At 71.0% G+C, this 15,725-nt stretch carries 16 protein-coding genes; 8 read left to right on the top strand and 8 right to left on the bottom strand.

Annotation, left to right across the window (positions count from 1 at the left end; all coding sequences use genetic code 11):
• Positions 1 to 66: 66 nt before the first annotated feature.
• On the bottom strand, positions 67 to 576 hold the full coding sequence (locus tag ACZ39I_RS24585; protein ID WP_467246475.1) for a MarR family winged helix-turn-helix transcriptional regulator: 510 nt from the start codon (positions 574 to 576) through the stop codon (positions 67 to 69).
• Between the two features lie 136 nt (positions 577 to 712).
• Between ACZ39I_RS24585 and ACZ39I_RS24580 the strand changes: the two genes are divergently transcribed.
• On the top strand, positions 713 to 1,504 hold the full coding sequence (locus ACZ39I_RS24580; protein ID WP_467246474.1) for a dioxygenase family protein: 792 nt from the start codon (positions 713 to 715) through the stop codon (positions 1,502 to 1,504).
• Between the two features lie 17 nt (positions 1,505 to 1,521).
• On the opposite strand, the gene ACZ39I_RS24575 is transcribed toward ACZ39I_RS24580, so the two are convergent.
• Positions 1,522 to 2,052, bottom strand: coding sequence for a GNAT family N-acetyltransferase (locus ACZ39I_RS24575; protein ID WP_467246473.1), 531 nt, complete (start codon positions 2,050 to 2,052; stop codon positions 1,522 to 1,524).
• Between the two features lie 193 nt (positions 2,053 to 2,245).
• Here ACZ39I_RS24575 and ACZ39I_RS24570 point away from each other — a divergent pair, with 193 nt between their 5' ends.
• Positions 2,246 to 3,244, top strand: a complete 999-nt coding sequence (locus ACZ39I_RS24570) for a sigma-70 family RNA polymerase sigma factor (protein WP_467246472.1) — start codon at positions 2,246 to 2,248, stop codon at positions 3,242 to 3,244.
• Between the two features lie 301 nt (positions 3,245 to 3,545).
• On the opposite strand, the gene ACZ39I_RS24565 is transcribed toward ACZ39I_RS24570, so the two are convergent.
• Positions 3,546 to 4,559, bottom strand: coding sequence for a helix-turn-helix transcriptional regulator (locus ACZ39I_RS24565; protein WP_467246945.1), 1,014 nt, complete (start codon positions 4,557 to 4,559; stop codon positions 3,546 to 3,548).
• 62 nt (positions 4,560 to 4,621) lie between these two features.
• Here ACZ39I_RS24565 and ACZ39I_RS24560 point away from each other — a divergent pair, with 62 nt between their 5' ends.
• The 5 genes from ACZ39I_RS24560 to ACZ39I_RS24540 all read left to right on the top strand — a co-directional run bounded on the left by ACZ39I_RS24560 (position 4,622) and on the right by ACZ39I_RS24540 (position 10,624).
• Complete coding sequence (locus tag ACZ39I_RS24560; protein ID WP_352388453.1) at positions 4,622 to 6,139, top strand: MFS transporter; 1,518 nt, start codon at positions 4,622 to 4,624, stop codon at positions 6,137 to 6,139.
• Positions 6,140 to 6,333: 194 nt separating this feature from the next.
• Entirely contained in the window at positions 6,334 to 7,095 is a 762-nt protein-coding gene (locus ACZ39I_RS24555; RefSeq protein ID WP_467246470.1) for a DeoR/GlpR family DNA-binding transcription regulator, read from the top strand.
• 12 nt (positions 7,096 to 7,107) lie between these two features.
• On the top strand, positions 7,108 to 8,055 hold the full coding sequence (gene pfkB / locus ACZ39I_RS24550) for a 1-phosphofructokinase (RefSeq protein ID WP_467246469.1): 948 nt from the start codon (positions 7,108 to 7,110) through the stop codon (positions 8,053 to 8,055).
• 163 nt (positions 8,056 to 8,218) lie between these two features.
• Positions 8,219 to 10,270, top strand: coding sequence for a PTS fructose transporter subunit IIABC (locus ACZ39I_RS24545; protein WP_467246468.1), 2,052 nt, complete (start codon positions 8,219 to 8,221; stop codon positions 10,268 to 10,270).
• Positions 10,271 to 10,369: 99 nt separating this feature from the next.
• Positions 10,370 to 10,624, top strand: coding sequence for a hypothetical protein (locus ACZ39I_RS24540; protein WP_467246466.1), 255 nt, complete (start codon positions 10,370 to 10,372; stop codon positions 10,622 to 10,624).
• Positions 10,625 to 10,680: 56 nt separating this feature from the next.
• On the opposite strand, the gene ACZ39I_RS24535 is transcribed toward ACZ39I_RS24540, so the two are convergent.
• From ACZ39I_RS24535 to ACZ39I_RS24525, 3 genes are all read right to left on the bottom strand, one after another.
• Entirely contained in the window at positions 10,681 to 11,427 is a 747-nt protein-coding gene (locus tag ACZ39I_RS24535; protein WP_467246464.1) for a DUF6227 family protein, read from the bottom strand.
• 176 nt (positions 11,428 to 11,603) lie between these two features.
• Positions 11,604 to 12,830: a L,D-transpeptidase gene (locus ACZ39I_RS24530; protein WP_467246463.1), complete on the bottom strand. Its 1,227-nt coding sequence runs from the start codon at positions 12,828 to 12,830 to the stop codon at positions 11,604 to 11,606.
• Positions 12,831 to 13,224: 394 nt separating this feature from the next.
• Positions 13,225 to 14,250, bottom strand: coding sequence for a P1 family peptidase (locus tag ACZ39I_RS24525; protein ID WP_467246462.1), 1,026 nt, complete (start codon positions 14,248 to 14,250; stop codon positions 13,225 to 13,227).
• Between the two features lie 134 nt (positions 14,251 to 14,384).
• Between ACZ39I_RS24525 and ACZ39I_RS24520 the strand changes: the two genes are divergently transcribed.
• A complete protein-coding gene (locus tag ACZ39I_RS24520; RefSeq protein WP_467246460.1) occupies positions 14,385 to 14,567 on the top strand; it encodes a hypothetical protein in 183 nt (60 codons plus the stop codon).
• Between the two features lie 22 nt (positions 14,568 to 14,589).
• Here the strand turns inward: ACZ39I_RS24520 and mscL are convergent, their stop codons facing one another.
• Positions 14,590 to 15,066 carry a large conductance mechanosensitive channel protein MscL gene (mscL, locus tag ACZ39I_RS24515; protein WP_467246458.1) on the bottom strand — a complete coding sequence of 159 codons (477 nt, stop codon included), beginning with the start codon at positions 15,064 to 15,066 and terminating at the stop codon, positions 14,590 to 14,592.
• 102 nt (positions 15,067 to 15,168) lie between these two features.
• On the bottom strand, positions 15,169 to 15,705 hold the full coding sequence (locus ACZ39I_RS24510) for a hypothetical protein (RefSeq protein WP_467246455.1): 537 nt from the start codon (positions 15,703 to 15,705) through the stop codon (positions 15,169 to 15,171).
• Positions 15,706 to 15,725: the final 20 nt, after the last annotated feature.

The following is a 15,725-nucleotide window of genomic DNA, read 5'->3' as shown; positions in this document are numbered from 1 at the left end:
GGACGGGGAAGGGGACGCCCCGTACGTACGACCCAGGAACTGCCCTGGCCCAGCTGAGTGAGCGGCTCAGCGGAGCCAGGGCAGATCCGCGCCCACCTCGTTCGGCTGGAGTCCCTCGGCGACGATCTGCATGATCTCGCCGAGGGACTTCTGCTGTTCCGGGGTGAGCCGGTCGAAGACGGCGTTGCGTACGGCCCGCACATGGCCGGGCGCGGCGCCCCGCAGCATCTCCAGGCCCGGGTCGGTGAGTACCGCGAACTGGCCGCGCTTGTCGTCCGGGCAGTCCTCCCGCCGCACCCAGCCGTTGCGCTCCAGCCGGGCGATCGCGTGCGAGAGCCGGGACCGGGTGATCTTCGCCTTCATGGCCAGCTCGGTCATCCGCAGCCGCCGCTGCGGGGCCTCGGCGAGGCCGACGAGCAGGCCGTAGTAGATGTGCGGCATGCCCGCGTCCCGCTGCAGCTGGCGGTCGAGGTGATCCTCGAGAAGGGTCGTGGCGTGGATGTACGAGCGCCAGATGCGCTGCTCTTCGTCGTCGAGCCACTGGGGCTCCTCGTCGGGGACGGATGCCGTGTTCATGTTTCCCACTCTACGAGCTCTCTCCTTGAATCTTAAACAAGTGAGGCGTACAGTCATGTCGATAGAAGCTTTAAATTTGAAGCACTCGACCTTGTGAAGCACTCGACGCATCGGAAGTACCGGAGGAGTCCCCGCCATGTCCGCCGCCACGCTGGAGCGCATGCCCGCCCTCTATCTGAGCCACGGCGCCCCGCCGCTCGCCGACGACCCCAGCTGGCCCGGTGAGCTCGCCGCCTGGTCCGCGGACCTGCCCCGCCCCAAGGCGATCCTCATGGTCTCCGCCCACTGGGAGGAGGCCCCCCTCGCCCTCGGCGCGGTGCAGCCCGTCCCGCTCGTCTACGACTTCTGGGGCTTCCCCGAGCACTACTACCAGGTGACGTACGACGCCCCCGGCGCCCCCCAACTCGCCGAGTCCGTCCGCAAGTTGCTGCGCGCCCCCGGCATCCCCGTGCAGGACATCCCGGACCGCGGACTGGACCACGGCGCCTACGTCCCCCTCGTCGAGATGTACCCCGAGGCCGACATCCCGGTCCTCCAGATCTCCATGCCGACCCTCGACCCGGTCCGGCTCATGGAGATCGGCCGCAAGCTCGCCCCGCTGCGCGACGAGGGTGTCCTGATCGTCGGCTCCGGCTTCTTCACCCACAACCTCGCCGCCCTGCGCCACACCGGTGGCGGAGTGCCCACCTGGTCCTCGGAGTTCGACGACTGGGGCCGGCGGGCGCTCGAGGCGCGGGACGTGGACTCCCTGCTGGACTTCCTGCACAAGGCCCCGGCCGGGCGCTACGCCCACCCGCGTACCGAGCACTTCGCCCCCCTGTTCGTGACGATGGGCGCGGCGGACGTGAGCGGCGAGCTGGACTCGCAGAGGTCCGTCATCGACGGGTTCTGGATGGGGATGGCCAAGCGGTCCGTGCAGTTCGGCTGACACTCTCCCGCGGGGGTCTACAGGCCCTTCTCGTACCAGGCCACGTCCCAGTAGCGGCCGAACTTCCTGCCCACTTCCCGGTACGTGCCGACGTGCCGGAAACCGAAGCGTTCATGCAGCCGCGTGGACGCTTCGTTGGGTTGTGCGATGCCCGCGTAGGCGCGGTGCACGTCCTCGCCGGCCAGGGCCTCGAAGAGGGCCTTGTAGAGGAGGGTGCCGATGCCCCGGCCGCCCGCGTCCGGAGCGAGGTAGACGGTGACCTCCACGGAGGTCACGTACGCGGGCTTCGCGCGGAACGGGCTGGACGTGGCGTACCCGAGGATCCGCTGTGAGGTTCCTGTCGGGTCCGTGTCGGTGGCAACCTTCAGGCGGTACGGGCCGTCTTCAGGGTGGGAGAGCAGCCAGGGGCGGCGCTCCTCCGGGGTGAAGACAGCGGTGTCGAATGTGATCGGCGTCTCACGAACGTAGTGGTTGTAGAGGTCGGTGAGGGCCCCGAGGTCGCTTTCGACTCCCGGCCTGACCTGCACCTCTGTACGTTCCGACGGCATCGCTCCTCCTCATGTGGCCGGACAGGGTACTGCAAGATCAGAAAAATAGCGGCACGGCTTGGGAATTCTGTCCGGTTTCCAGTCGTTGTTTCCATCGGATGCAGGGCACCCGAGGAGAGTCCGGAAAGCAACCGGAACCGGGACCCAGCGTCCGACGGACCACCCGCTGACCCAACATCGCAAGGGAGCACGCATGGCAACCCGTGCCGTCGCCCGTCGTAAGTCCGCCACCGGCGGGTCTACCGACGCGGCACGCAGTGTTCGCGTCCATGGCGGCGAGATCGCCGACCGCGACCTGGTCGGCATGTACCTCGACGAGATCGCGCGTACGCCGCTGCTCGACGCCGCCAAGGAAGTCGAGCTGTCCCAGATCATCGAGGCGGGTGTGTTCGCCCGGCAGGTCCTCGACGGGTACGAGGAAGCCAAGGCCGACGCCACCCGCGAGGAGCTGGAGGCCCTGGTGGAGGAGAGTGAGCGCGCCAAGGACGTGTTCATCCGTTCCAACCTCCGCCTGGTCGTGGCCGTGGCCCGCCGCTACCCCCGCAGCGGACTGCCCCTGCTCGACCTGATCCAGGAGGGCAACGCCGGCCTGGTGCGCGCGGTCGAGAAGTTCGACTACCGCAAGGGCTTCAAGTTCTCGACGTACGCGACCTGGTGGATCCGTCAGGCCATCACCCGCTCCATCGCCGACCAGTCCCGCACCATCCGGCTGCCCGTCCACCTCGTGGAGGAGCTGGGCCGCATCCGCCGAGTGCAGCGCGAGTTCAACCGCGAGCACGGCCGCGACCCGGAGCCCGCGGAGGTCGCCGCCGAGCTCGGCTCGAACCCCGAGCGCGTGATCGACGTCCTGGACTGGGCCCGCGACCCGGTCTCGCTGAACATGTCGGTGGACGACAGCGGCGACACCCAGTTCGGTGACCTCCTGGAGGACACCTCCGCGGTCTCGCCGGAGCAGTCGGTGCTGACGCTGCTGCGCAGCGAGGAACTGGACGACCTCATCGGCCGCCTCGACCAGCGCACCGCTTCCATCATCAAGATGCGGTACGGCATCGAGGACGGGCGCGAGCGCACGCTGACCGAGGTCGGCAAGGAGCACGGACTCACCCGCGAGCGGATCCGGCAGATCGAGAAGCACGCCCTGCTGGAGCTGAAGAAGCTGGCGCGGTCCACCGGGTTCGACGCGGCGGCGTAGGTGGGGCGTGCCCGCGTACGCCGGGTGGCTAAAGACCGCGTAAACATGGCTGTACTAGGCCGCTTAACCGCCCGGCCCCAGGGAACAAGACTTCAGGGTCCAGGTGTTCGGGGCCCGGAGACCGGGTCTTCGGCCCCTTCGGACCCTCTTGAACCAAGTCCCGCCGCAATCCCCCCCCCCGGCGCCGGGACTCTCCCAGAGCCGGACTTCGGCGCCCCTCCCCCCGGGCGCCGGGGTCCGGCTCTTTTTCACGCCCCGCCTTCGCCCGCCTTCGCATGGCCCGGCACAGCGGAACGGTGGGTCACCCCGTACCTGAACCACGGGGTGACCCACCGGACGGCAGATTCTTCCACCCCTCTGCCGCCCGGACCAATCGTCCCCCCAACTCCCGCACCGCGGCCGCCAGTTCCGCGGGCTCCTCCACCACGAACTCGACTCCGGTCATGGCCAGCCGCACCGCCATCCAGTCCACCGCGTCCCCGACGGTCGTCCGCAGCCGGCACCGTCCCTCGCCCACCGGCTCCGGCACCCCCATCCACGTCGGCACCCGGGCCGCCACCACGGACGCCTCGCCCTCGAACGTCACGACCAGTTCGTAGGTCTCCTGGCGGTGGTACATCGACTGCCGCAGATACTCCGCCGCGCCACCCGTCGGCAACTCCCGCGGAGCGAACCGCGCCCCCGTGGCGAAGGGATCGTTCACCCGGTCGACCCGGAAGGTCCGCCAGTCGCCGCGGTCGAGGTCGTAGGCGACGAGGTACCAGCGGCGCCCGGTGGAGACCAGACGGTACGGTTCCACGACGCGTCGGGACTCGGCGCCGTCCTTGGCGCGGTAGGCGAACCGGAGCCGTTCGTGTCCGGCCACCGTGGACGCCATCACCGTCAGGGTCTCGGTCGCGATGCTCGCCCCGTCCCCGCTGGTCAGCGGAGTCGTCGCGGCCTGCAGCGTGGACACGCGGTGCCGCAGGCGGGACGGCAGGACCTGTTCCAGTTTTGCCAGCGCCCGTACGGACGCCTCCTCCATCCCCTCGACCGCATGCCCTGCCCCGGCCCGCAGCCCGACCGCGATGGCCACCGCCTCCTCGTCGTCGAGGACGAGCGGGGGCATGGCCTTGCCCGCGACGAGCCGGTAGCCGCCGTCGGACCCCTTGGTCGCCTGGACGGGGTAACCCAGTTCGCGCAGGCGGTCGATGTCCCGCCGGACCGTGCGGCGGGAGACCCCGAGCCGGCCGGCGAGCTCGCCGCCGGGCCATTCGCGGGGCGTCTGGAGGAGGGAGAGGAGCGTCAGGAGCCGTGCCGGGGTGTCCGTCGTCATGAGTTCGAGAATGCCGTAGAAGTAGGACACGATCTGACCTAATGGGGCCCTAGCTTCATGGCATGACCTCCACCGAGACCACATCCACCGCTCCGCGGCCCGCCGCGGGCGACCGGCGCCGCTGGTTCGCCCTCGCCATCGTGATGACCGCGGCCTTCATGGACCTCGTCGACGTCACGATCGTCAACATCGCCATCCCGTCCATCCGGCAGGACGCCGGCGCCTCCGTCAGCCAGATCCAGTGGATCACCGCCGGTTACGCCCTGGCCTTCGCCGCGGGGCTGATCACCGGAGGGCGGCTCGGTGACATCCACGGGCGCAAGCGGCTGTTCCTCGTCGGGATCGGCGGGTTCACGCTCGCGTCGGCGCTGTGCGGCTTCGCCGCGAACCCGGAGATGCTGGTCGCGGCCCGGATCCTGCAGGGCGGCATGGCGGCGATGATGGTGCCGCAGGTCCTGTCGATCGTGCACGCGACCTTCCCCGCGCACGAGCGCGGCAAGGTGTTCGGGCTGTTCGGCGCGGTCGTCGGGCTGGGGGCCGTGTCCGGTCCGCTGCTAGGGGCGCTGCTGACCGAGTGGAACCTCTTCGGGCTGGAGTGGCGGCCGATCTTCCTCATCAACCTGCCGGTCGGGATCATGGGGCTGGTGCTCGGGAGCCGTTTCATCACCGAGTCCAAGGCCCCGCGGGCGCTGAAGCTGGACCTGGTGGGCGTGGCCATGGTCGTGCTCGGGCTGCTGATGCTGCTCTACCCGCTGACCCGCGGTGAGGAGCTGGACTGGCCGGTGTGGGGGTACGTGTCGATGGCCGGCGCACCCCTCGTGTTCGCGGCGCTGGTGGCGTACGAGAGGCGCAAGGCCGCGCGGGACGGGTCGCCGCTGGTCGAGCTGTCGCTGTTCAGGGTGAAGAGCTTCGCGGCCGGGATCGCCGTGCAGACGGTGTTCGGGGTCGGGCTCGGCATCTTCTTCCTGGTGTGGACGCTGTACATGCAGACCGGGCTGGGCTGGAGCCCGCTGCGGGCCGGGCTGACCGGGGTGCCGTTCTCGCTCGCCGTCTCCACGGCCGCGGGGCTGTCCGTGCAGGTGCTCGTGCCGCGGTTCGGGCGGGGGGTGCTCCAGGCGGGCGCGCTGCTGATGGCGGTGGGCGTGCTCCTCTACCTGTGGGAGGCCGAGCGGTACGGCATGGCGATCAGCTCGTGGCAGATGGCGTTGCCGCTGGTCGTGATGGGCGTCGGCATGGGCCTGATCGTCGCCCCGCTCACCGACGCGGTGCTCTCCGAGGTGCCGCGCGAGCACGCCGGTTCGGCGTCGGGACTCATCAACACCGTGCAGCAGATGGGCAACGCGCTCGGGCTCGGGCTGGTGTCGGTGGTGTTCTTCGGGGTCATCGGCGACGACCTGCGGCCGGAGCAGGTGGGCCCGGCCTTCGTGGACGCCTTCCAGCACGCGCTCGGATGGGTCGCGGCGGTGATGGGCGTCATCTTCCTGCTGATGTTCGCGCTGCCGAAGCGGCCCGCGCAGCACGTGGAGGGGGCGGCCGAGCTTCCGGCACAGGCGGAGCAGGAGCCCGCACTCGTCTCCTGACATCGGAGGTGATGGGCCCGGTACCGGCTGCGGTACCGGGCCCTGTGCCGTACACGGACACAACCGTCCGTTGGAAGCTCCATGTAAGTCCGTTCATGCCCGGATGACATCCGAACCTGTTTACTTTCCGGAAATCCGGGCGTAGCCTCCCCTCTGAAACCACACGTTCGGGCATCGGTCGGAGGCGAGCGGACATGTACGCACCGGAACGGCAGCAGGAGATCCTCCGGCTCGCCCGTGACGGCGGGCGGGTGGACGTCGTCTCGCTGGCCGAGGAGTTCCAGGTCACCGCCGAGACCATCCGGCGCGACCTGAAGGCCCTCGACCGCGCGGGCCTGCTGCGCCGGGTGCACGGCGGGGCCATCCCGGCCGGGCGCCTCGACTTCGAGCCGGACCTCGCCGAGCGCGAGACGACCGCGGCCAGCGAGAAGGACCACATCGCCAAGGCCGCCCTCGCCGAACTGCCGGCCGAGGGCACCCTGATCCTCGACGCCGGTACGACCGTGGCCCGCCTGGCCGCCGCCGTCCCGCTGGAGGCCTCGCTCACCGTCGTCACGCACAGCCTGCCGATCGCGGCCCGCCTCGCGGACCACCCCGGCATCCAGCTCCACCTGGTCGGGGGGCGCGTACGGCACCGTACGCGCGCCGCCGTGGACGCCTGGGCGCTGCGGGCGTACGGCGAGATCCGGGCCGATGTCCTCTTCGTGGCGGCCAACGGCTTCTCCGCCGAGCACGGCCTCACCACCCCCGACCTCGCCGAGGCCGCGGTCAAGCGCGCCGCACTCGGCGCCGCCCGCCGCGTGGTGCTGCTCGCCGACTCCTCCAAGCACGGCCAGGAGCACTTCGCCCGCTTCGGTGACCTGAGCGATGTGGACCTGCTGATCACCGACAGCGGGCTGAGCCCCGACGACGCCGCCGTGATCGAGCGCGGCGGCACGGAAGTGCTGTGTGTTTAGAAACGAGTGCGCATGATCCTCACCGTCACCCCGAACCCGTCCCTGGACCGTACGTACGAGGTCCCGTCCCTGGAGCGCGGCGAGGTCATCCGCGCCACCGGTGAACGCATGGACCCCGGCGGCAAGGGCGTCAACGTCTCGCGGGCCGTCGCGGCCGCCGGACAGCGCACGGTCGCGGTCCTGCCCCTGGGCGGGGCGCCGGGGGCCCTCGTCGCCGACCTGCTCGACGCGCAGGGCATCGAGGTCGCCCCGGTCCCGGTCGCCGGAGCGACCCGGTCGAACATCGCGCTCGCCGAGTCGGACGGGGTCCTCACGAAGATCAACGCGCCGGGTCCCGAACTGTCGGCAGCCGAGCAGGAGTTGCTGCTGGAGACGGTCCGCACGCAGTCGCGTGACGCCTCGTGGATCGCGTGCTGCGGAAGCCTGCCCCGGGGGCTCGCGCCCTCCTGGTACGCCGAGGTGGTCGCGCGGGCGCACGCCGGAGGCGCTCGGATCGCGCTGGACACCTCGGGGCGCGCGCTTTTGGAGGCGCTGCGCGAACGGCCCGACGTCGTCAAGCCGAACGCCGAGGAGCTCGCGGAGGCCGTCGGACGCCCCCTGTCCACGGTCGGCGACGCCGTCAAGGCGGCCGAGGAGCTGCGTGAGATGGGTGCGCGGGCGGTGCTCGCGAGCCTGGGCGCCGACGGGCAACTGCTCGTGGACGGCTCCGGTGCCTGGTTCGGCAGTGCGCGCGTGGACGCCGTACGCAGCAATGTCGGCGCCGGCGACTCGTCCCTGGCCGGCTTCCTGATCGCCGGCGGCAGCGGCCCCGGGGCCCTCGCCTCCGCGGTCGCCCACGGCGCGGCGGCCGTCCAGCTGCCCGGCAGCGTCATGCCGACACCGGACGACCTCGACCCGGCCGCGGTGACGGTCACGGCCGAGGTGCCGGTGGACCGTGTGCTGACGGAGCCGGTGACATGACCGGCCCGATGCCTTCCCCGACGGTGGCGAACCGTACGGCGAGGAACCACGCCGTGCCGAACCGTACGGCCACCACCCCCGAGACCCCACACCGCTGCACCCCCGTCCCCCTCCCCACCGCCCACCCCACTCCCCGGGCGATACGCGTGCGAAGGAGCCCGCGATGAGCGACATGATCACCGCGGACCTGGTCGATCTCGACCTGTCCGCCGATACCAAGGAAGCGGCGGCCCGTGCCCTCGCCGAGCGCATGGTCGACCTGGGCCGGGTGACCGACCTGGAGGGCTTCCTCGCCGACGTGGCCGCCCGCGAGGCCCAGATGCCGACCGGCCTCGACGGCGGCATCGGCATCCCGCACTGCCGCAGTGAACACGTCACCGAGCCGACGCTCGCCTTCGGCCGCAGCTCCGCCGGGATCGACTTCGGCGCCGCGGACGGACCCGCCGACCTGATCTTCCTGATCGCCGCACCGGCCGGCGCGGACGACGCCCACCTGACGATCCTCTCCTCCCTCGCGCGGCAGCTGATGAACACCGAGTTCACGGACGCGCTGCGGGCCGCGGGGAACGCGCAGAGCGCGGCCGCGCTGATCCGCGGGGACGAGCCGCCGGCGCCGGACGCCGGCGAAGACCCCGCCGGCGAAGACTCCGTTGCGGCATCGGCGGCGGCCTCCGCCGATGCCGCAACGGCCACTCCCGACGTTCCCGAGGCCCCCTTCCGGATCGTCGCCGTCACCTCCTGCCCGACCGGTATCGCCCATACCTACATGGCGGCCGAGTCCCTGGAGAACGCCGGCCGCGAGGCGGGCGTCGAACTCGTCGTCGAGACCCAGGGCTCGGCCGGCTTCGACCGGCTCGACCCGGCCGTCATCGCGGCGGCGGACGGCGTGATCTTCGCGCACGACGTCCCCGTACGCGACAAGGACCGCTTCGCCGGCAAGCCCACCGTCGACGTCGGCGTGAAGGCGGGCATCAACCGGCCCGCGGAACTCATCACCGAAGTGCGCGCCAAAGCCGCGCGCGGTGAGGTGACGGCGGGCGCCGCGGGCGCGGGGACGCCTGTCGAGCGGGCCGGTGAGCCCGGCGACGGCTACGGCACCAAGCTCCGCAAGTGGCTGATGACCGGCGTGAGTTACATGGTCCCGTTCGTCGCCGCGGGCGGTCTGCTGCTCGCCCTCGGGTTCGCGATCGGCGGCTGGCAGATCGCGAGTGCGCCCTCGGTCATGAAGCACTTCTCCTGGACCGAGATCGACAGCTGGGGCGCCCTGCTGTTCCAGATCGGCCAGGTCGCCTTCGGCTTCCTCATCCCGGTTCTCGCCGGATACATCGCGTACGGCATGGCGGACCGTCCCGGTCTCGTCCCCGGCTTCGTCGGCGGAATGATCGCCTCCAACATCGCCGCGGGCTTCCTCGGCGGTCTGGTCGCCGGTCTGCTGGCGGGTGGTGTGGTCCTCGCGATCCAGCGGATCAAGATCCCACCGGTGCTGCGCGGCATCATGCCGGTGGTGGTGATCCCGCTGATCTCCTCGCTCATCGTGGGCTTCCTGATGTTCGTGGTGATCGGCAAGCCCATCGCCGAGGCCCAGAAGGGCATGACGGACTGGCTCAACGGCCTCTCCGGTTCCAACGCCATCCTGCTCGGCATCCTGCTCGGCCTGATGATGTGCTTCGACCTCGGCGGCCCGGTCAACAAGGTCGCGTACGCCTTCGCCACCGCCGGAATCGCCGTGCAGGACCCGAGCGACTCCGCGATGAAGGTCATGGCCGCCGTGATGGCCGCGGGCATGGTCCCGCCGCTGGGCATGGCGCTCGCGACCACCGTCCGCAAGAAGCTCTTCACCGAGACCGAGCGCGAGAACGGCAAGGCCGCCTGGGTCCTCGGCGCGTCCTTCATCTCCGAGGGCGCTATCCCGTTCGCGGCGGCCGACCCGCTGCGCGTCATCCCGGCCTCGATGGCGGGCGGCGCGGTCACCGGCGCCCTGTCGATGGCCTTCGGCGCCACCCTGCGCGCCCCCCACGGCGGCATCTTCGTGGTCCCGCTGATCGGCAGCCCGTTGCTCTACCTGATCGCCATCGCGGCGGGCGTGTGCGTCACGACCGCCCTGGTGGTCGTCCTGAAGAGCATGCGCAAGCCGGCGCCGGGGACCACGGACACCGCGGCGACGGATGCCACCGGCACCCCGGCGACCGAGCGGAAGCAGCCGGTCGCCGCGTGAGCCGTGCCCCTTTGGGGCGGCTGTGAGTCGTTCACGGCACCTGCGAGATACGTCACGGTCCGGGGCAGAAGTCCCGGACCGTGGTGTCTACTGGAACGCATGCCTGAGCACCATTCCGTCTACCAGCTGCTTGGTATGACCCTGCTCGTCCTGGTGACCGTCGCCTGGGGGATCGGGCTGGCCTTCATGCTGCGCCGCGGTCGCTACAAGACCGTGCCGTGGCACTACGGACGCGGTCTGTCGGCCCTGCCCCACCAACGACGGGCCGCCCCCGGACGCGAGTGCGTCGAGCTGACCCCGGCGGAGGAGGACGCGTTCGCGGGTCTGGTACGACAACTCGGCGGCGGCCGCTGACACGGGCGCCGGAACCGGGACCTACGTGAGTATCCGCGCCCGGGGTGTGAGCCCGGTCAGGAGACCTGGGCCGCACGCCGCTCCATGGCGTCGCGGGCCGCGTCCTCGGTGACGTACACCTCGCACATGTGCCGTCCGTCGGGCGTCGCCGTGTGCTCGACCTCCCACAGGGAGATCTCCGCTCCGTCGCGCAGCAGGAACGCGTGCTCGTACAGCGAGAAGCCCAGTCCGGCACGCCCCGCCCGGCACGGGCGTCCGAACGCCTGCGTGATCTGGTGGGCGAACGCCTCCGCCAGCCGCGCGGCCGTCTCCGGGCCCGGCCGGTCCGTGTTCTCCGCGCGGCGCAGCAGCCGGCGCGCGTGGTCCGCGGAGTCGTCCGGGACGTAGGCGTGCCGCGGCGCGTACACAGGCGAGAGCTGCACCGTCACCGGGAGCTCGAAGTCCGGGGTGTCGGGCGGTAAGGGCAGCCGCGCGGTCGCCGCACGCAGCTCCTCCTCGTCGACGTACACCTCGTGCTGCGGAACGCTGTCCCGCGCGGTGTTGTGGACGAGCTCCCACAGAGTGAGCGCCGAGCCGTCGGCGAGCAGCCACGTGTGCCGATACGTCTCCCGGTGCAGCCCCGCGCTGTGGTGCGCGGAGTGCAGCGAACTGTCGTACGCCAGCGCGCAGTCCAGTTGCCGTAGCGCCTCGTCGGGCAGCTCGAAGGAGTTCAGGGCACGACCGAGGAGCCGCGCGAGATGCTCCTCCGGAGACTCGGGCGACTCGTGTGGTTCGTACGCTGCCGTCTCGTACGGAACGCTCAAGGCTTCTCCCGGCGTTGCTGCATGTCACCTTGTGGGTGCATACCGTAGCCCCTCGGTCGGACATCATGTCCGGGAACCGAGAAAACGTACGCCCGGAAAACGACCGGGCCGCGCGGGAAATTCCCACGCGGCCGACGACCCGTCAAAAACCCCCGGTCAGACAGGGCTTGCGACGATCAGGACGTACCGACGGCACTGCCCGCGACCCACTCGTCCCACGACATGTTCCAGCCGTTCAGCCCGTTGTCGGGCGCGACCGTCTTGTCGGGGGAGTTCTTCACGATCACCACGTCCCCGATCAGCGAGTTGTCGTAGAACCACTTGGCCGGAGTGTCCGACTGCCCGCCCTTGACGTCCCGCAACCCGACGCAGCCGTGGCTGGTGGCGGTGCGCCCGAAGGGCGGATTCCCCTTGTTGTACCAGTAGTTGCCGTGGAGGAAGGTCCCCGACTGCGTCAGCCGCATCGCGTCCGGGACGTCGGGGATGTCGTACGCGTTGGCGAGGGCGACCGTCCGGCTGTCCATGCGGATCTTCTTGTACTTCTCGGAGATCACCATCTGCCCGTTGTACGTGGTGAACTCCGGGCTGCCCGTGGAGATCGGCACCGACTGGACGGTCCGCCCGTCCCGCACGACCTTCATGGTCTGCGTGTCCGCGTCCACGGTGGACACCTGCGAGCGCCCCACGGTGAAGCTGACGGTCTTCTCCTGCACACCGGTGACCCCGCCCGCGCCCTCGATCCCGTCCAGGTCGATCTTCATCGTGACCTTGGAGCCGGCCTTCCAGTACTCCTCGGGCCGGAAGTCGAGCCGCTGCGCCCCGAACCAGTGCCCGACCACCTGCTGCCCACTGCTGGAGCTGACCTCGATGTGAGACTGAACGGCCTTCTTGTCACTGATCGCCTTGTCGAAGTTGAACGACACCGGCATCCCCACGCCGACCGTCGTGCCGTCGTCCGGCGTGTACGTCCCGACGAAGCTGTTCGCCTTGGAGACGGTCGTGAAGACGGACTTCGCGGTCATGGCCTTGCCGTCCGAGTCCTTCGCCGTCGCGGCTATCTCGTACTTCGTCCCCCGCTCCAGCTGCTCCTCGGGCTTCCAGCTCTTCCCGCCCGCGACCATCTCCCCGGACACTTGCTGCCCCGTGCCGGCCACCGTCATCTTCACGCCGGTCAGCGTGCCGTCGCTGACCTTCACGCCGGTCGAGTTGATGGACGCGCCCGTCGAACCGTTCTTGGCGGAGATGACGATCTGCGCCGCGGAGGTTTTCGCGGGGTCCTCGCCGCCCTTGCCTTCACTCTTGCCGTCGGAGTCGCCTCCGCACGCGGTGAGGGTGAGGGCGCCGACCATCAGGACGGCACAGGCCCCCAGTGCGCGCCGCGCTGCTATGTCCGGCGTTGTCACGGGCTGCTCCAGATTCGTGTGATGTGCGTTGTCCGCTCCCCTTGGTCAAGAAAGAGGGACCCGGTCCCAGCCCGGGTTCCCTACCAGCGCGACGAATGCCATCACGTGACAGAACCCGGACAGAATGGGGGGCCGGGTGAGGTGATCGGGCGGGTGCGGGCTGGTCGCGCAGTTCCCCGCGCCCCTGGGGGGTTGCAGTCACCTGCCCCGCGCCCCTGGGGGGTTGCAGTCACCTGCGCCAGGACGGACACCCCCGCCCCGGCCCCCGACCCACGACGAGGCCGTTGGCGCTACACCCGCCCCCCGAGCCGCAGCTGCGCCGCAGGCATTCAGGGGCGCGGGGAACTGCGCACAACGCCCGCCCCCACCGAACCCGCACACACAGCCACACGCATCACTCGCCGTACAGCTCCCGATAGGCCGGCCACGCCCCACCCGCCCCCTCCACCGACTCCGCCGCCCACACCGCCCGCACAATCGCGCGCGTCACCACATCCGCACCCGCGGCGAGCACCGCGTTGAGCGCGAGCGGGTCCAAGGCGTCGAGCGGCCGCGCCCCCGTGGCCAGGGCGAACACCGTGTCGCCGTCGTGCAGCAGGTGCACCGGCCGCACGGCACGCGCGATGCCGTCGTGCGCGGTCCCCGCCACCTTCTGGGCCTGCGCTTTCGACAGTTCCGCATCCGTGGCCACCACCGCGAGCGTGGTGTTCAGCGGGGGCGGCGCATTCCTCGCAGCGGTCTCGGCGAGCCGCCGTCGCGCCGCGTCGTGCACCCGCTGCTCCGGATACCGCACCCGCCCGTCGAACAACTCCCCGTACAGAACCCCCGTCTCCGGATCCGACACCGCCCCCACCGCGTTGGCCACCACCAACGCCGCCACGGTGATCCCCGAGGGCAGCACGACACTCGCCGTCCCCACCCCGCCCTTCATCGCCCCGACCGCGGCCCCCGTCCCCGCCCCCACGCACCCTTCCGCCACCTCCGCACCGAAGGCACTCGCCGCGGCGGCCTCGACAGCGGCCCGCCCGGTCGCCGCGTCCGGCCGGGCCCGGAAGTCACCGCCCCGCCCGAGATCGAAGACACACGCGGCAGGCACGACCGGCACCACATGCGTGGGATCGGGTCCGACCCGCACCCCCCGCCCCTGCTCCTCCAGCCAGGCCATCACCCCGGAGGCCGCGTCCAGCCCGTACGCGCTGCCCCCGGTCAGCACGATCGCCTCGACCTTCTGCACCAGGTTGCGCGGGTCGAGCGCGTCGGTCTCCTTGGTGCCGGGACCTCCGCCGCGCACGTCCACCGCGGCGACGGCCCCGCCCTCCGGGGCGAGCACGACGGTGGTGCCGGTGAGCCAACCGCCGCCGGTACGCGTCGCGTGCCCCACCCGTACCCCGGTGACATCCGTCAGAGCGTCAACTGTCATGGGCCCAGTCTCGTCCAGGCACCACCTCGACCCGCCGGGATCAGGAGGTCACGCCACCCGAACCACCGGCAACGCCGTGAAGAGCAGATGGCCGCTCCCACGGTGTGCGGCCGGCAGGGCCGTACCCTGGATCCATGAGTAGCGCCCCCCGCCCCGAGCCCCGCGAGCCCAAGCCGGCGCTGGTCTTCGACGATCCGCTGGACCAGCAGTCCTCGGACGACACCGACCGAGGCTGGGGCGACCGACCGCGCACCGAGAGCGACAGCGCGGCCGACCTGAAGCGCTTCCTCGACGAGAAGCCGCCCCACCACCTGTGATCGGGCCGCACCACCCGGATCGCTAGCGCCAGTCGTGACCCTCGTGGCCCGAGCCCCGCTGGGCGACCAGGGCGTCGCGGATCTCCTTGAGGACCTCCAGCTCGGTCACCTCGATGACCTCGTGCGTGCCCTCCTTCGCCTTCCGGCGGGCCTCCATCCGGGCCAGGTACTTCGACATCGGCAGGACCATCAGGAAGTAGACGACGGCCGCGGTGATCACGAACGTGAGCGTGGCACCGAGGACCGAGCCCCAGAGAATCCGTACGCCCGACGCGTGGTCGCCGGTACCCGTGCAAGGGCCCTTGAGGCACGAGTAGTAGCTGTCGAGGTTCTTCGTGCCGATCGCCCCCACCAGCGGGTTGATCACGCCCTTCACCACCGAGTTGACGATGTTGGTGAAGGCGGCGCCGATGACCACCGCGACTGCCAGATCGATGACGTTCCCGCGCATCAGAAAGGCCTTGAAGCCTTCCAGGACGCTCGGCTTCTTCTCGCTCACCCAGAGGCCTCTTCTCGCACGCGCACGTTGTGGAACAAACAGCTCCGCAACCTACGTCAACGCGAGGTGCCCCTGTCCCATGGGGTAGCTCCAAAGGGCGGCTCAACACAGCGTCACCGCCAGCCGTGCCGTCGCGCCCGCGCCCGCGAGGCGTGCCGCCGTGGACCGGGGCACCGAGAGCACGATCAGCGCCCCGCCCTCGCTCACACCGTCCGCCGGCTCCGGCACCCTCGTCACCCGCGCCCCGCGGGCGACCACTCGGGCGTCCCCGCCCAGCGCCGACTCCTCGGCGGCGATGACGTCGACCCGGTCCCCGGGGCGCAGCAACCGGACCGTCGCACCGTCGGCGATCCGTACCGGCGCCGACACCGTCTCCACGACCCGGTGTTCGCGCACGGGTCGGGCTGCCGGACGACCCCGCGCCCCGTCGGCGCCCCGAGGGCCCGCCGCCACCAGTGCGGCCGCGGTGACGGCCAGGCCGAGGGCCACGGCACGCCTGCGGCTGCGGACGAGTTGCCGTAGTCGATACCGCCCGCGCCCTACTCGGACCGGCGCGAAGTGCGGGACCTCGCAGGTCGGGGGAGCGTCGGTGCCGGGCGGGCACGGAAGGAGGGGAGAGGGCGAGGGAGCGAAGGACATGTGGACCACCACCAGCGACG

This window comes from Streptomyces sp. NPDC024687, from assembly GCF_055559055.1.
Note: the sequence above shows the minus strand (reverse complement) of the source record. Positions and strands in the feature narration are given on the sequence as shown.

Coding starts and splice junctions, on each gene's coding strand:
- ACZ39I_RS24520 (WP_467246460.1), top strand. CDS start 14,385: ATGAGTAGCGCCCCCCGCCCCGAGCCCCGCGAGCCCAAGCCGGCGCTG.
- ACZ39I_RS24525 (WP_467246462.1), bottom strand. CDS start 14,250: ATGACAGTTGACGCTCTGACGGATGTCACCGGGGTACGGGTGGGGCAC.
- ACZ39I_RS24585 (WP_467246475.1), bottom strand. CDS start 576: ATGAACACGGCATCCGTCCCCGACGAGGAGCCCCAGTGGCTCGACGAC.
- ACZ39I_RS24575 (WP_467246473.1), bottom strand. CDS start 2,052: ATGCCGTCGGAACGTACAGAGGTGCAGGTCAGGCCGGGAGTCGAAAGC.
- ACZ39I_RS24545 (WP_467246468.1), top strand. CDS start 8,219: ATGAGCGACATGATCACCGCGGACCTGGTCGATCTCGACCTGTCCGCC.
- ACZ39I_RS24540 (WP_467246466.1), top strand. CDS start 10,370: ATGCCTGAGCACCATTCCGTCTACCAGCTGCTTGGTATGACCCTGCTC.
- ACZ39I_RS24580 (WP_467246474.1), top strand. CDS start 713: ATGTCCGCCGCCACGCTGGAGCGCATGCCCGCCCTCTATCTGAGCCAC.
- ACZ39I_RS24510 (WP_467246455.1), bottom strand. CDS start 15,705: ATGTCCTTCGCTCCCTCGCCCTCTCCCCTCCTTCCGTGCCCGCCCGGC.
- ACZ39I_RS24560 (WP_352388453.1), top strand. CDS start 4,622: ATGACCTCCACCGAGACCACATCCACCGCTCCGCGGCCCGCCGCGGGC.
- ACZ39I_RS24565 (WP_467246945.1), bottom strand. CDS start 4,559: ATGACGACGGACACCCCGGCACGGCTCCTGACGCTCCTCTCCCTCCTC.
- ACZ39I_RS24570 (WP_467246472.1), top strand. CDS start 2,246: ATGGCAACCCGTGCCGTCGCCCGTCGTAAGTCCGCCACCGGCGGGTCT.
- pfkB (WP_467246469.1), top strand. CDS start 7,108: ATGATCCTCACCGTCACCCCGAACCCGTCCCTGGACCGTACGTACGAG.
- ACZ39I_RS24555 (WP_467246470.1), top strand. CDS start 6,334: ATGTACGCACCGGAACGGCAGCAGGAGATCCTCCGGCTCGCCCGTGAC.